Source organism: Brevibacillus fluminis (assembly GCF_003710825.1).
Classification (GTDB): Bacteria; Bacillota; Bacilli; order Brevibacillales; family Brevibacillaceae; genus Brevibacillus_D; species Brevibacillus_D fluminis.
In genome coordinates, this window is sequence record NZ_RHHQ01000033.1 from 23,346 (window position 1) to 37,241 (window position 13,896).

Sequence of the window (13,896 nt, forward strand, 5' to 3'; positions counted from 1 at the left end):
AACAGGACTTTTACTAAATGGAGGGACGACAAAGCCATGATCATCCTTGATAAAGTATCCAAAGTGTTTCAATTGGAAGCGGGCAGTTACACCGCATTGAAGGAAAACAGCATTCACATTCGGAAGGGGGAATTCATCGCCATCATGGGGCCAAGCGGTTCCGGCAAAAGCACGCTGCTGCAGTTGATCGGGGGCCTAGACCTTCCCAGCTACGGCTCCATCACCGTCGATGGTGTTGAAATAAGCAAGCTGAACGAAATCGAAAGAACGATATTTCGCCGAACGAGAGTGGGATTCGTTTTCCAAAACTATCAGCTGCTTCCCATGATGACGGTAGCGGAAAATGTGTCGCTATCGTTGGCTGCCAATAAGACACCGAAGGCCGATATAAAGACGAAAGTGCAGCGCTTGCTGCAGGACGTGAACCTAGCCGACAAAGAAAATCATTTTCCGGCTCAATTAAGCGGAGGACAGCAGCAACGGGTGGCAATCGCCAGAGCTCTCGCGATGAAGCCGAAGCTCATTTTGGCGGATGAGCCGACAGGCAATCTCGATCAGAAAAACGGCAAGGACGTTCTACAGCTTTTATCGCGGTTGAACAAAGAGGAGCAAATCACCATCGTGATGGTCACCCATGATCGGCAAGCAGCAGAAAAAGCGGATCGAATCATCACGATACAGGACGGCGAAGTGGTGCAGGAGAGATTGGAAGGAGTGGAGCTGCGTTGAATCTGCAAACAGCTTGGCGCAATCTCATGCGCCGGAAGCTCCGGACGTTGTTGACCATCATCTCGATCGTGATCGGGGTCAGCGCTACGTTTGGGGTCATTGCTTCTGTCGACACCGCAAAGAGGACATTTCCCCTCTATTTGAAGGCAGCTTTCGGCAAAGCGGATTATACCGTCTCCGGTACGGCGGAATATTTTCCTGAGACGGTCCAAGACGATATCGAGAAGCTGCAACATATCGCTTCCGTTGCGGTGTTAAAACAACCCACGACATTGCATTGGGAACAAGAAGGTGTAGCATCCATTCAGAAAAGAGTGGAAATAAGCGGCTACAGCAATTTGGACACACCGGTTACCGCGTTTCAGGTGGTCGAAGGAAATCTGTCGTCGGGCGGCGCCGTCATCACGGATCGAACGGCTTCTGTCTGGAAAACGGGTGTGGGCGATACCATCACGTTCGACACGGTGAACGGGAAAAAGCAGATTCAAATCGCTGCAATCGTCAAGTATACGGCAGAGCTGATGGGGCCATCCAGCTGGAGCATGGCCAAATATCATCCGTGGGCGGTTGCCGTTCCTCTGCACGAAGCACAGGAGTGGTTTGATTTACCCGGGAAAATTCAAAACGTGCAAATCAAGGCGCTCCCTCAAGCAGATTCCCATGTTTTACAGGAGCGGTTGAACGAACTGGCGAAACGGTACGGCAATATTTATACACAGCCGGTCGTGATCCAGTTCGATTCCACATCGAATGAGATGAACACGTTCTTTATGGCGTTGTATATCGCGGGATTTTTGGGGATTGCCTTAAGCGCCATCGTTATTTTCAACTCGCTCTATGTCAGCATCAAAGAACGCAAGAATGAATTTGCCACGCTCAAGACGATCGGTTATACACCCGCACAGCTGCAGGGACTTGTCTTGTCCGAGGTCATTCTGCTTGCCGTCATTGGCACTGCCCTGGGGTTGGTGTTTGGGTTCGGGCTTGCCTACCTGCTAAAAGCCGTTGTCTATATGATCTTCAGCATCCGTGACGATGGCGGCATGCTGCTCGGCAAAGGGATCGTCATTTCCGCGGCCTCCGGTATTCTGGTGCCGATCGTAGCCGCCCTGTACCCGATCCGTCAAGCCGGGAAAGTCAGCGTGATCCAGGCATTGAAGGAAACCGCTGCCGTTTCGGCCGCTCAGAAAAAGTGGCAGCCGATTCTCGGTGCGCTTCTGATCCTGTCGGCATTTTTCATCAAGCATTTGCTACTGGTTGTACCGTTATCGATCGGCATCGTATTGCTGTATCCCTCTTTGTTCAAACGATTCGTTTTTGTGTTAAGACCGGTCTATACGCTGCTGTTTGGCTTTAGCGGTACACTGGCTGTTAGCAACCTGCACAGGAACTTGGGCCGCACAGCGATGACCTCTGTTATTCTCTGTCTGGGAATTGCCATGATCGTCTTGATGAGCTCATTGAACTCGGCGTTCGTGCAGACGTATGAAAAGCTCATTTACGCGTCCTACGGCGGCAATTTGGACGTCATGTTTCATCATTCGGAGAAAACGGATCTGGAGCAGCTGAAGCAGATTGAAGGAGTGGCCGATGCGGAAATGTACAGCATGCATTCCGTGATCTGGACATTGAATGGGCAAAAACGCAATCTCCCAGTATTTGCGGTGGATGCGGCGCGGATCGACCGTTTTCCCTTGTTCTCGACTACCGGCAGCACCCGCAGTCAACTGATCGGCAGCTTGGGTAATGGCGAGCTCATTTTGGATAAGGTCGCATACAGCGTCTGGGGCGGGAAAATCGGGGACAGCATCATGCTAGATACGCTTCAAGGAGCCCAATCGTTCAAAGTGGTCGCCGTTGTGGAGACGATGAAGAATGGTGGATATGGCGCGTTTATGACAAAAAATCTGTTTAAAGACAGCTTCGGGCTCACCTATGAAAAAAATGCGCTTGTTCTCAAAAAAGAGGGCACCAATCCGCTCGAATTGAGGGAAAAGATTTTTGACCGATTCGGGGTTCGCATCATGAAAATGTTCGGACCGGAGGATCAAGTATCTGTCGTTAGCTCCATGCTGACGGGTTCGTTTTCGGTCATCAACTTCCTTGTCGTATTGTCGATCATCATTTCTGGTGTCGGCATTACCAATACCCTTCTCTTAAATATTATGGAGCGAATCCGTGAGCTCGGGATGATGCGGGCGGTCGGGGTTACGCGACGACAGGTGATCCACATGGTCATCTTGGAAGGCTTCGGTATCGGGCTTGCCGCTACCGTAATCGGCTGCGCATTCGGCATCCTGCTGATCTATCTGACTTCTTCTTTCTTTGAAATTAACGCATTAACCTACCAATTTGGCGTACCGTGGATCATCATTCTATCGATTGCCTTGTTTGGTCTATTGGTCAGCCTGATATCCAGTTTCACACCGGCATCTAAAGCCGCAAAAACCCATTTGAGTGAGGCGCTTCGCTATGAGTAGACGATTTCTGATTTTGATCGTGATGTCCCTGTTGCTGTCAGCTTGCGGCACGAATTCTTCCTGGGACAAGGAGGATGAAACGTTTGTCAGCGAGCGAATCATGGCTGACAACGTGAAAGTTGAATGGAAGCTAGATCAGGACGCAGCAGCGGGGCACCACAAGACGGCGATTCGCCTTGCGATCAAAAAGACAGACGGCACGCCGATTGAAAAATTTGATCAAACGCACGAAAAACTGCTGCACCTCATCGTGGTCAGCAAAGATTTATCGTATTTCAATCATATTCATCCCGTGTATGAAGGGAATGGTGTTTTCGACATAACCAATGATTTTCCGGCCGGTGGCGAGTACAAGGTCATTGCTGATTTCAAGCCGACAGACGGAGATGCGATGACCAAAATGGAATGGGTTCGCGTTGAAGGCACTCCTGCTGCACCGGTTCCGCTAGTTCCTGACACAAGCTTGGAAAAAACAATCGAAGGCAATCAGGTTACACTTACAAGCAGCGCCTTAGAGGCACAAAAAGAGGTAATCGTAACGTTTTCCTTTTTGGATGAAAAAACCAAAAAACCGATTTCCGATCTGGAACCTTATTTAGGGGCAATCGGACATGTGGTCATTTTATCGGAAGACGGCCAAAACTATGTGCACGCCCACGCGGAGGAAGACCAGGGCTCGGGACCGGAAGCCCGTTTTGAAGCGGAATTTCCCAAGAAAGGGATCTATAAGATCTGGGGGCAATTTCAAAGAAATCAGCATGTATTTACGACATCCTACGTGGTGAATGTGCAATAAACATGAAAATAGCTTTCCCATTTGTAAACAGCCCGGCTGTTTCCTGTGGGGAGCTTTTTTTATTTCTAATTTGTCTTTTGCGTGCGGAGCGCAATCTTTTGCGTGGAGATGGTTATCGTTTGCGCGATGCGAGTCATCCCACCGCGATAAGATGGTTGCAAGAGACACTGGATCCTTTTAGTCAATAAAACCGATAAAGGGGTTTTTCATATGAGAGAGTTGCGTCAGTTTTTACCGTACGTGAACAAAGAAAAGAAGCTGTATTTATTGGGGTTTATCGGTAGCTTATTTCGCTTTCTGATCCCGCTGTCTGTGCCGTTGGTCATCAAGTATCTGTTCGATGAGCTGCTTCGCAACGAAGCATTTTCCCGGACGGACAAAGTAGAGCATCTTCTGTACATTGCGGCTTTCATGGTTGCGGTATTTTTTGTGGTTCGCGCACCGATGGAATATGTCAGGCAGTTTTTCTTGAACAAGGCGAATAACAATATCATCATGCAGCTGCGCAAGGATGCGTTTCGTAAAGTGCATTCCCTCGATACGAAATATTTTGCCGAAAACAAAAGCGGAGAAATCGGAACTCGGTTTTTCGATGATATCGAAAAAATAAGGGGGTATATGACGGCCGTTTTTTCGAACGTTTGGATCGAAATCATTGTGTTGCTGTTTGTCATTGGTGTGATGCTTACTTTGGATCTATCGTTGACGCTGCTCGCCGTTTTGCTTGTCGGAGTCCAATTTTCGTTGGCCCACATTCTCTCTAAAAAGCTGAAAAAAACCACGCGCCACATGATGAGCTATCGTTCCGTATTAAGCGGTTTTGTGTTTGAAAAAATTCAGGGGGCGTTATTGTCGAAATTATTCTCAGCTGAAAAAAGAGATAAAGAGCAGCTCGATCAACATTTGAAACACTACGAACGGATCACGGATCAACAGGCCGGAATCAATGCATTTTCATTGGCTGCGGTTAACGTGCTAAGCGATGTAACCCCTTTTCTCGTGGTGCTGGTTGGGAGTTTGTTTGTGATCGATGGGAAACTGACCCTCGGTAGTCTGATCGCCTTTTTTGCCTACGTAGACAGGATGCGGGGCCCTGTTGCGGCTCTCGTGCAAGCATTTCCCGCGATCACCGAAGGAAGCGTCGCTCTTCATCGGGTATTCGAATTCTTATCGACGCCTGTCACAATAGTGGAAACCGATCGACCGAAAAAATTAGACACGTTTTCAGAATCGATTACATTCGATGAAGTTTCATTTTCTTATAATGATCAAAATCAAGTGATCAAAGGCATGTCGTTCACCATCGAGAAAGGAAAGACGTATGCATTCGTTGGGGAGAGCGGCGGAGGCAAAAGCACGGTCTTGCAGTTGTTGACCCGTATGTATGATGTGAGCCGAGGGGAGATTCTCATCGACGGTGTGAATATCAAAGACTATTCGCTGGCGAGTTTACGGAATCTGATGGGAATTGTGACACAGGATAACTTTTTGTACAGCTCATCGGTCAAAGATAACATCAGGATGGCGAAGCTGGACGCGACGGATAAAGAGATCATTGCCGCCGCAAAGAAAGCTTTCGCGCATGACTTCATCCAAGCGCTGCCAGACGGTTATGATACGGAAGTTGGGGAAAGAGGGATGAAATTATCAGGGGGACAAAAGCAGCGGATCGCGCTTGCCCGCGTCTTTTTGAAGGATCCTGCATTGATTTTGCTGGACGAAGCAACGAGCGCACTGGATAACGAAAGCGAAGAACTGGTCCAACGTTCCATTCAACAAATCGGTCGTGCGAAAACGATCGTGATGATTGCCCACCGATTGTCTACGGTATTGCATGCGGATACGATTTTTGTCATCAAGAATGGAAGGATTATCGAAAGTGGAGACCATCAGATGTTGATGGAGGGGAATGGTTATTACAAGGAGCTGTATGCGAAGCAAATGGATGGTGGGCAAGAAAATAAGAGCCTACAGGAGAAGTATGCCGTATCCGTTTCGTTTTAATTGAAAGGAACGAGGCTGCAAAAAAAAATGTGCGAATGCCCCCCTTCCATTCGCCTATCCACATGTGTCTAGAAAACCATACCCTTTACTATCCCCATTGAATGGCATTTTCCCCTTTATCGGCACGCGGACGAAGGGGTTTCAGCTATTGACGGCGATATAGAGATCGACGTTGGTGAGATGTAGTGAGGAGAGGTGCAGTTCATGGCAAAAAGCATACTAACGCAGCCGATCGGCCCAAGTCCAGACAGCCTGATTGGCAAGAAAAAAGGAATCGACTTCAAGGGAGGACTTACCGATGTTCCCGGCTTCCTTGTAGGGAATGCAATGGATAAAAGTGGGCGATCAGGCTGCACCGTCATTATCTGTCCCAAGGGAGCTGTTCCTGGGGTGGATGTCAGAGGAGGGTTTCCGGGGACGGAGCAGACCGACGCCCTCCATCCTGGCACGGCGACAAAAAGGGTGCAAGCCGTCCTTCTGACGGGAGGCAGCAATTTTGGGCTGGCGGCGGCAGCGGGTGTGATGAATTGGCTTGCCGAAAGAGGAATAGGGGCCAAAACGGATGGGGGGATCCTTCCAACAGTGCCTGCAGCTGTCATCTTTGACCTGACTTATGCGAAAGGAGCCCGCAGACCCGATGCGGAAATGGGGTATGCGGCCAGTCAAGCAGCGAATAAGGGACCAGTACCGGAAGGAAGCGTCGGGGCTGGGGCGGGTGCAACGGTAGGGAAAATTTACGGAGTCCCGATGAAGGGAGGAGTGGGAACAGCCTCCTGGAAAATCCCGGGTGGGCCAGTGGTGGCAGCCTTGGCTGTTGTCAACGCGCTGGGGGATATCTGGTATCAGGATCACATTATCGCAGGAGCGCGGCGGCCGAATGGCACTTTTGTCAATCAAACACGGGCGATCCTGGAAGGAAAGCGCCCGCTAACTGGTGCAAACAGAAATACGACGATCGCTGTCGTGGCCACCACAGCTCGATTGACCAAAGCCGAGGCTAGCCGAGTTGCGACACTTGCCCACGACGGAATGGCCCGCGCGATTTCCCCTGTGCATACGCAAGGAGATGGTGACACGATCTTCTGTCTTGCCACCGGTACCGACACAAGCGGCCTTGTAGGAGATGATGCCGTGACCGCAATCGGCACAACTGCTGCGGTTGTATTGGAAGAGGCCATTATTCGCGGGGTCATAGCAGCTAATCGTGAACTGAAGCAAGACGAAAGCACTTCATCATCGAAAGCGTAAGCAGGCAGCACAATCGTAATGTAGCAACCATTCCCTCGCTGAGGTGGGGGATTTATTTTTGCCACGCGAAACTTGATCAGGTGATCGAGGAAGACTCATCTTAACGCTAAGTCATGCAAAAATAAGGATGATAAGAAGCAGGAGCAAAGCCCAACCGCTCTGCCAAGCGTGATGAGCCGATGTTTTCACGCCTGCATGCCCACAACGGTTTATAGCCATTGGTCAGACAATAGGAAACCAATGCGGATGCGGCATAGACGGAGTATCCTTTTTTTCTGAACGCCGCTGTCGTTTCGACACCCAGCTCCAATTGGTCATCCACAATGTACGAGGCAAACGATGCGCTGACGATCTGATCATCGTATAGCAGGGCAAAGCCGATCCCATTCTCAAGAAAGTCCTCTGCCGAATTCCAGAAATGGTCAGGTACTACCGAGTTTTGTACTTCATGAATTTTCCGGTAAATGTCTTGATCGATTCTTGCGACGGTAAACGAAGCGGGGACCAGGATATCATGCAAGCGGGACGGAGAAGCGAAGGCATAATTGATTCGTTGGGTTTGCAGACAAAAAGCATTGTTCTCCTGCTCCAGCTCCAGCTCCTTGCCGTCGACCTTTAGCTTCACTGATCCGAGCAAAGCAGCGAGCTTTTGCCCCCACTGCTCCGGGTGCGTTAGCAAATATTTGGCCGGGAACTCGACCGTTGGATGTTTCAAGAACCGAACGAGCTGGTGATTGAAGGCGTCATTTTCATAGCTGCCACATAAAAGCGCCATCCCATATTTATGCACGATCAAGCTGACAGACGGATTGCTGACGTCATCGACAAAAACATGCCCGTCTACTTTGTTTTCGATAACAACGCGAGCAAATAGGTTGTTGAAGGGAACGCTCCTTACCATCGGAGCTACCTTTGCATAATCGAGCGGGTTTAGTTGAATCATTGTGCTTTCTCCTTCCAATGTTCTTTTTTTCTATGCTGATTATAAATAGCTGGAACGAACCGGTACAATTTGGATTATCACGCTCTGTACTGGTACAAAGACAAGGAAAGAGGGCGCGGGACAACTCGTCACATGCTCTTGCACGGTGGTAAAATGGTCACAGGGATAACTGCAATAAGGGGGAGCGGATGAAAAGAAAGTTCGAGGAGATCATCGATTACATCGAGGATTTGCAGGCGCAAAATCAGTTGAAGCAGGGCGAACGGCTACCATCCATACGTTCTATGGCGGAGAAATTCGCTTGTACAAAAACAACAGTGATAAGGGCATATAAGGAACTGGAATCCAACCATAAGATCTACTCGATCCCCAAAGGCGGTTATTATGTTCTCGAGAAAATGAATGAAGTACGTGTAAGCCAGGGGGCAATTGATTTTACGGAGGTCATGCCCGATACGACATTGCTGCCCTATCGAGAGTTTACTCACTGCATGAACCGTGCTGTAGAGCAGTATAAAGATCATTTGTTTACCTATTGTGATCCACAAGGACTGTTATCATTGCGAAAAGCTTTGATCGGCCACTTCGCAGATCAGCAAATATTTGCTTGTGAGGAAGACATCTATATTACTTCTGGCTCTCAACAAGCATTGAGCATTTTGGCAAAGATGCCTTTTCCGAATGGGAAGCGAACGATCCTAGTGGAACAACCAACCTACAGCCTGATTCAGAAGACCGCGGAACTAACTGGAGAAAAGACGATCGGGATTACGCGAGATTTCAATGGCATCCATCTCGATGAATTAGAAAGAATTTTCAAAAACGAAGAAGTTAAGTTTTTTTATACCATGCCAAGGTTCCATAATCCGCTCGGAACGAGTTTTTCGGAAAAGGACAAAAAAAGAATCGTTGCTTTAGCGGAAAAATACGATGTCTATATCGTGGAAGACGACTATTTAGTCGATCTGGATCGCCAGACAAACGTCCTTCCGGCTCATTTTTACGACATATCAGGCAAGGTCATTTATGTCAAAAGCTTTTCAAAGGCTTTTATGCCCGGCATTCGATTAGGTGCAGTGGTGATGAACAAAGCGTTGCACCGGGAGTTTCTCATCCATAAAAAATGCGCGGATGTAAACACGAGCGTTTTGGCGCAAGGGGCGCTGGAGCTTTTTATCAACAGCGGGATGTACAAGAAACAGATTCGGAAGGCACGGCTTGAATATGGGAAAAAGATGACCTGTCTGCGCGAGTGCGTCACGCATCTAAAAACGACGGCTATTGAGTTTGCCGTCCCGGATATGGGCTTTTTTGTATGGATCCGATTGAATGAAAAAATAGATCGAGCGGCATTGATCCGTCGGCTGAAAGAGAGAAACGTCTATATCGCATCGCCAGAGAAAAATTATATCGGTCAGGCCTGGGATGAAAATAGCTATGGCATCTGTATCGCCAAGTTATCTACAAAGCAAATACGGGCAGGGATCGCAATGATCTGTGAGGAAGCAGAGGTGCTGTCGCTTTGAGCGATGGCCTTTTTTTGCATAGAATGGCCAACCTTGGTAACTCTATGTCCAAAGAGGTGAGCAACGAATGATTAATGAGGAACAATTGAAAGAAATCAAAGAATCACTCGCCTCCTATGACTTTCATGTACATCCGCTTCGCTCCAAGCAACTACAAGGTGAAATGGTTTATATTAAGACGTTGTGTGATGAATCGATTATCGAAGAAGTGATTACGAAACCATTTTTGCGTGCGAACGATCAAACCGAGTTCGAACACGCTTTGATATCGAACCCTCGAACAAGAAGGGAAGATCCCTTCCCCCTTGATGTCGAGCTATTGGCCGGAAACGCTGCGGTTTTTGTTCTCGATCGACATTACTTTGTCGATGTGAAAAAAACAATTTCTATTAATGTAAGGGAAGCTACCGTTGAATCGATCATCCAGGGGCCTCAATATGCATTAAGTGAAAACATTGAAACCAGTTTGTTTATCCTGAGACAACGATACCAAAACAAAAATTTGCAAATTATCACGAAAGAAATTGGTACGAAAACGAATGCGAAGATAGCCATTTTGTATGATGAATCCTTCGCAAATGAAAGCATCGTTTCTGAAATTGAAAAAAGAATCGATTCGATTTGTGTTCCTTCGCTGCAAGGGATCGGGCATTTGCAACGACTCTTAAATGGACGATCGACCTCCTTGTTTCCGACCTTGTTATCTACGGAGCGACAAGATCGCGTCGTTTTGAATTTGTCACAAGGAAAAGTCGTGATTCTCTTAAACGGCACTTCATTTGCCTTGCTCGCACCGAGTGTTTTTTGGGATTTTTTTTCTGCCATGGACGATTTAAATTTACCCTATTGGATCACTCATTTTTTGGTTTGCTTGCGTTATATAGGTCTTTTCATTTCCTTATTTCTTCCCGCACTCTATGTTGTGTTCACTTCGTATAATCCCGAAATATTTCGTATCCAGCTAGCTTTATCAATTGCAGGTAGTCGAGAAGCGGTACCGTATCCCTCTTTCTTAGAGGTTTTATTTATGCTGCTGATGATGGAATTGTTGACGGAGGCAAGCTTACGTCTTCCCAAATCGATCGGTCAAACAGCGACAACGGTTGGTGGACTCATTTTGGGACAAGCCGCAACAGCAGCCGGTCTGGTTTCGAATATCATGATTATCTTGGTCGCTGCGGTAGCCATTTCAAACTTTGTCATCCCGATTAACACGATGAGCTTCTCCATGCGTGTGATGAAGTATCCCATTTTGTTGGTTGCTACGTTATTTGGTCTTCTGGGCGTCGTCATAAGTTTGATCTTTTTGGTGCATCGTCTGGCACTTCTCGATAGTCTGGGGGAACCTTTCTTGCGTAGAAAACCGAATATGAGGGATCAAGGGAGGGGGCCGTGATGGTTCGCTATTTTTATTTTTTTGTTCTTTTAAATATGATTTCCAATGTCATTATATTGGTGCCAAAGGTGTTGATTGAGCACCGCTTTGATAGCGCAACGATCGGGCTGGTTACGGGCTTTGTCATAGGTACGATCCTTATGTTTTTGTTTGTTCGTTTCATGAAAGCGTTTCCTGAGGAAGGTTTGCCGGAAATTCTGCAAAAAGCAACAGCCCCTTGGTTTTTCTGGCCTTTTCTATTTATAAATGCATTGATGTTTTTTTTCGCTGGTGCGATCACGCTTATCGGATTTTCGACGATTTCGGTTCGCTTCATCAATCCTGAAATTTCGACGACGCAAACGTTGTTGCTTTTTTTACTCTTGGTTGGCTGGATTGCGAGTCGGAAATCGATTGCCTTGATATTTACGGTCGAGCTTTTATTTTTGATCAACATACCGTTGATTCTTATTATTTATTCGAAAGCGTTCAGTTCGGCGACAATGGATTGGGTGGCAGTAAAAGAAGTGATCAGTTCATCTACGTACACAATCCCTTCCTATTCGACGGTGGCGGCAGCTTCTTATTTGTTTAGTGGATATACCAATTTTTTAATCTTCAATCGATACATGAAGAAGGAATTTATTGTACGTGTTCCATGGTTGATACCGATCACGGGATTCATCACGCTGGTTACAACCTTTTTTATCCCGATCGGCTTTTATGGCACTGATGCCGTTGGCGATTTGACGTTTCCCTGGATCTCTAGTGCAGATTCGATTCGTTTCGAATACGGAATTGTGGAACGAGTGGTTTTTATGTTTTTAACCCTTTACATCAGCATTTCGCTCCTTAGCGCATGTGTCCATTGGCACGTATCGATCCAGTTGTTTCAAAGCTTGTTTGAAAAAACGAAATTCTTCCCACTCAAAAAAACCCTGGTTTTGCTTCTCTTTTGTACATTCACGATCTGGTACAACCTCATTAACAATGAACAAGATTTTGTTAAGGCAAGTAAGATATGGTTAAACATTCGTTTTGCAACCGAATTCGTTTCTGTCATTATTTTGTTAGTTCTGGCAAAACGGGGGAAAACAAATGAATAACAAGCGCTTTCTTTTTGGCTTCTTCTTGTTTGTCTTTTTGTTGCCCCTTTATTCGTGCGGGTTCAAGGATTTGGACAAACGAGCATTGGTTGTCAGCATTGGGGTAGATCAAGGTGAAAAATTGCCCTACAAAATTACAGTAAAGATTGCCGTACCAAGCGCCGAAACGCAAAAGGCTGCCAGCAATCCATTTATTTTACTTTCAGAAGAAGCGTTTACGATCACGGAAGCAGTTCGCTTGTTGAAGTCAAAGGTCAGCAAAGAATTAGATTTTGGGCAAGCGAAAATGGTCATTATTGGGGAAGGCTTGGCCAAGAAGAACGTGCATGATGTGATCGATTGGCTCCTTCGACGCCGTGATATACAAAAAATCGCTTTAATGACGATGGGGCGACCACGTGCCCTCGATGTATTAAAAGTGAAACCGGTGAATGAAAAGCTTGCGGCTAATGCACTGATTTTGTTTTTTGATAAGTCGGGTACAGAATCGGCCTTTACTCTCACCGAGCATTTAGCCGATTTTCACCGCAGGTTAAAAGAGCGTGGGAAAGACCCCTTTTTACCGATCGTAGAGGCCAGTGATCAGCATTACATTGTGGACAAGGTGGCTCTTTTTAACAAGGAAAAAATGGTCATGGAACTGACCAAACAAGAGACGCGATTATTACATGAATTGATGTATGATTTTAAGAAAGTAGATGTTGTCTCTGCCAATAAACGCGATCGGGTTGCGGTTTCTATCTCAGACTTGAAAACCAAGTATCAATTTGATTGGAACCAAGAAAGCCCGATCATCCGCGTTCACATGGAAATGCGGGGGACACTGGAAGAATCCCATAGATCGATTAAGGTGAATCTGCATGCGTTTGAGCAAGAGATCAACAAGACGTCTAATGACCGTATTCGCCGTTTGCTGCAAAAACTGCAAAAAGGGGGAGTTGATCCCATTGGATTTGGATTGCAGTATCGAGCGTCACACCATGACCATCCTGACGACGAATGGAAAAAGTGGCAACAGTTATATCCGAAAGTTGTATTCAACGTTACAACCAATCTTTGCATTCGCTCCACAGGTCTGATTGAATAAAGCGATTTAGGCGGATACCGTTGCCTATTCGCAAGGCTATTTTAAAATCAAAGACGTCATCATGGGCATCCAAAATGGGTACCAGTCGTTTGAGACGGAAGTTCTTAAGATGGATCAGGGCAGGGGAAATCAGTCTGATTCAGGGCAAAACCTCTAGGAGATTTCCTAGAGGTTTTTCTTTAGGGCGCTAGATTGTACAGCTATCAGCATTATGTAGAAGAGCACCTGTTCAAGACAGATGCTCTTGAAACGATTAATGGCAGCCGCATTTTTTATGAGTGCGGCGACGGCGGCAATGGCAAGTGCAGGTGCAACGACGATGTGTGCGGCGGCGTTTTTTGGTTTTCACCAGAATGCACTCACCACGTTTTAAAGTAATGACGTGACAATGTTTGCTCATGAAGAATTCCTCCTTTTTAACGGGATGCTATATTTCTACGCTAGGAGAGCATTTTCTGCTTGGACGAATAATGTGGTGAAAATACCACATTGTAAAACCCAACAGGAAGTCCAGAGAGTTGTTTAAGCATCCGCAAGCGAGAGAAGTGGATAGCAGCCAGCTTCGCGTAAAGACAATGTACTACCCGTTTTTGCAAGAGAAT

At 46.9% G+C, this 13,896-nt stretch carries 10 protein-coding genes; 9 read left to right on the top strand and 1 reads right to left on the bottom strand.

Annotated features, from left to right (window positions below):
- The first annotated feature begins 36 nt into the window (after positions 1–36).
- The 5 genes from EDM56_RS30485 (at position 37) to EDM56_RS30505 (ending at position 7,257) form a co-directional block, all read left to right on the top strand.
- Positions 37–729 carry an ABC transporter ATP-binding protein gene (locus EDM56_RS30485; protein ID WP_122921698.1) on the top strand — a complete coding sequence of 231 codons (693 nt, stop codon included), beginning with the start codon at positions 37–39 and terminating at the stop codon, positions 727–729.
- Positions 726–3,209, top strand: coding sequence for an FtsX-like permease family protein (locus tag EDM56_RS30490; protein WP_246009594.1), 2,484 nt, complete (start codon positions 726–728; stop codon positions 3,207–3,209). The genes EDM56_RS30485 and EDM56_RS30490 overlap by 4 nt, the downstream gene beginning before the upstream one ends.
- Positions 3,202–4,005: a hypothetical protein gene (locus EDM56_RS30495; RefSeq protein ID WP_122921699.1), complete on the top strand. Its 804-nt coding sequence runs from the start codon at positions 3,202–3,204 to the stop codon at positions 4,003–4,005. Before EDM56_RS30490 ends, EDM56_RS30495 begins: the two co-directional genes overlap by 8 nt.
- A gap of 210 nt (positions 4,006–4,215) precedes the next feature.
- Entirely contained in the window at positions 4,216–6,009 is a 1,794-nt protein-coding gene (locus EDM56_RS30500; protein WP_122921700.1) for an ABC transporter ATP-binding protein, read from the top strand.
- A gap of 204 nt (positions 6,010–6,213) precedes the next feature.
- Positions 6,214–7,257, top strand: a complete 1,044-nt coding sequence (locus EDM56_RS30505; protein ID WP_122921701.1) for a P1 family peptidase — start codon at positions 6,214–6,216, stop codon at positions 7,255–7,257.
- A 106-nt stretch (positions 7,258–7,363) separates the two neighbouring features.
- On the opposite strand, the gene EDM56_RS30510 is transcribed toward EDM56_RS30505, so the two are convergent.
- Entirely contained in the window at positions 7,364–8,200 is an 837-nt protein-coding gene (locus tag EDM56_RS30510; RefSeq protein WP_122921702.1) for a GNAT family N-acetyltransferase, read from the bottom strand.
- Positions 8,201–8,388: 188 nt separating this feature from the next.
- Here EDM56_RS30510 and EDM56_RS30515 point away from each other — a divergent pair, with 188 nt between their 5' ends.
- The 4 genes from EDM56_RS30515 to EDM56_RS30530 all read left to right on the top strand — a co-directional run bounded on the left by EDM56_RS30515 (position 8,389) and on the right by EDM56_RS30530 (position 13,294).
- Complete coding sequence (locus tag EDM56_RS30515; RefSeq protein ID WP_122921703.1) at positions 8,389–9,726, top strand: aminotransferase-like domain-containing protein; 1,338 nt, start codon at positions 8,389–8,391, stop codon at positions 9,724–9,726.
- Positions 9,727–9,793: 67 nt separating this feature from the next.
- Positions 9,794–11,122, top strand: a complete 1,329-nt coding sequence (locus tag EDM56_RS30520; RefSeq protein ID WP_122921704.1) for a spore germination protein — start codon at positions 9,794–9,796, stop codon at positions 11,120–11,122.
- Entirely contained in the window at positions 11,122–12,207 is a 1,086-nt protein-coding gene (locus EDM56_RS30525; RefSeq protein WP_122921705.1) for a GerAB/ArcD/ProY family transporter, read from the top strand. The genes EDM56_RS30520 and EDM56_RS30525 overlap by 1 nt, the downstream gene beginning before the upstream one ends.
- Complete coding sequence (locus EDM56_RS30530) at positions 12,200–13,294, top strand: Ger(x)C family spore germination protein (protein ID WP_122921706.1); 1,095 nt, start codon at positions 12,200–12,202, stop codon at positions 13,292–13,294. Before EDM56_RS30525 ends, EDM56_RS30530 begins: the two co-directional genes overlap by 8 nt.
- Positions 13,295–13,896: the final 602 nt, after the last annotated feature.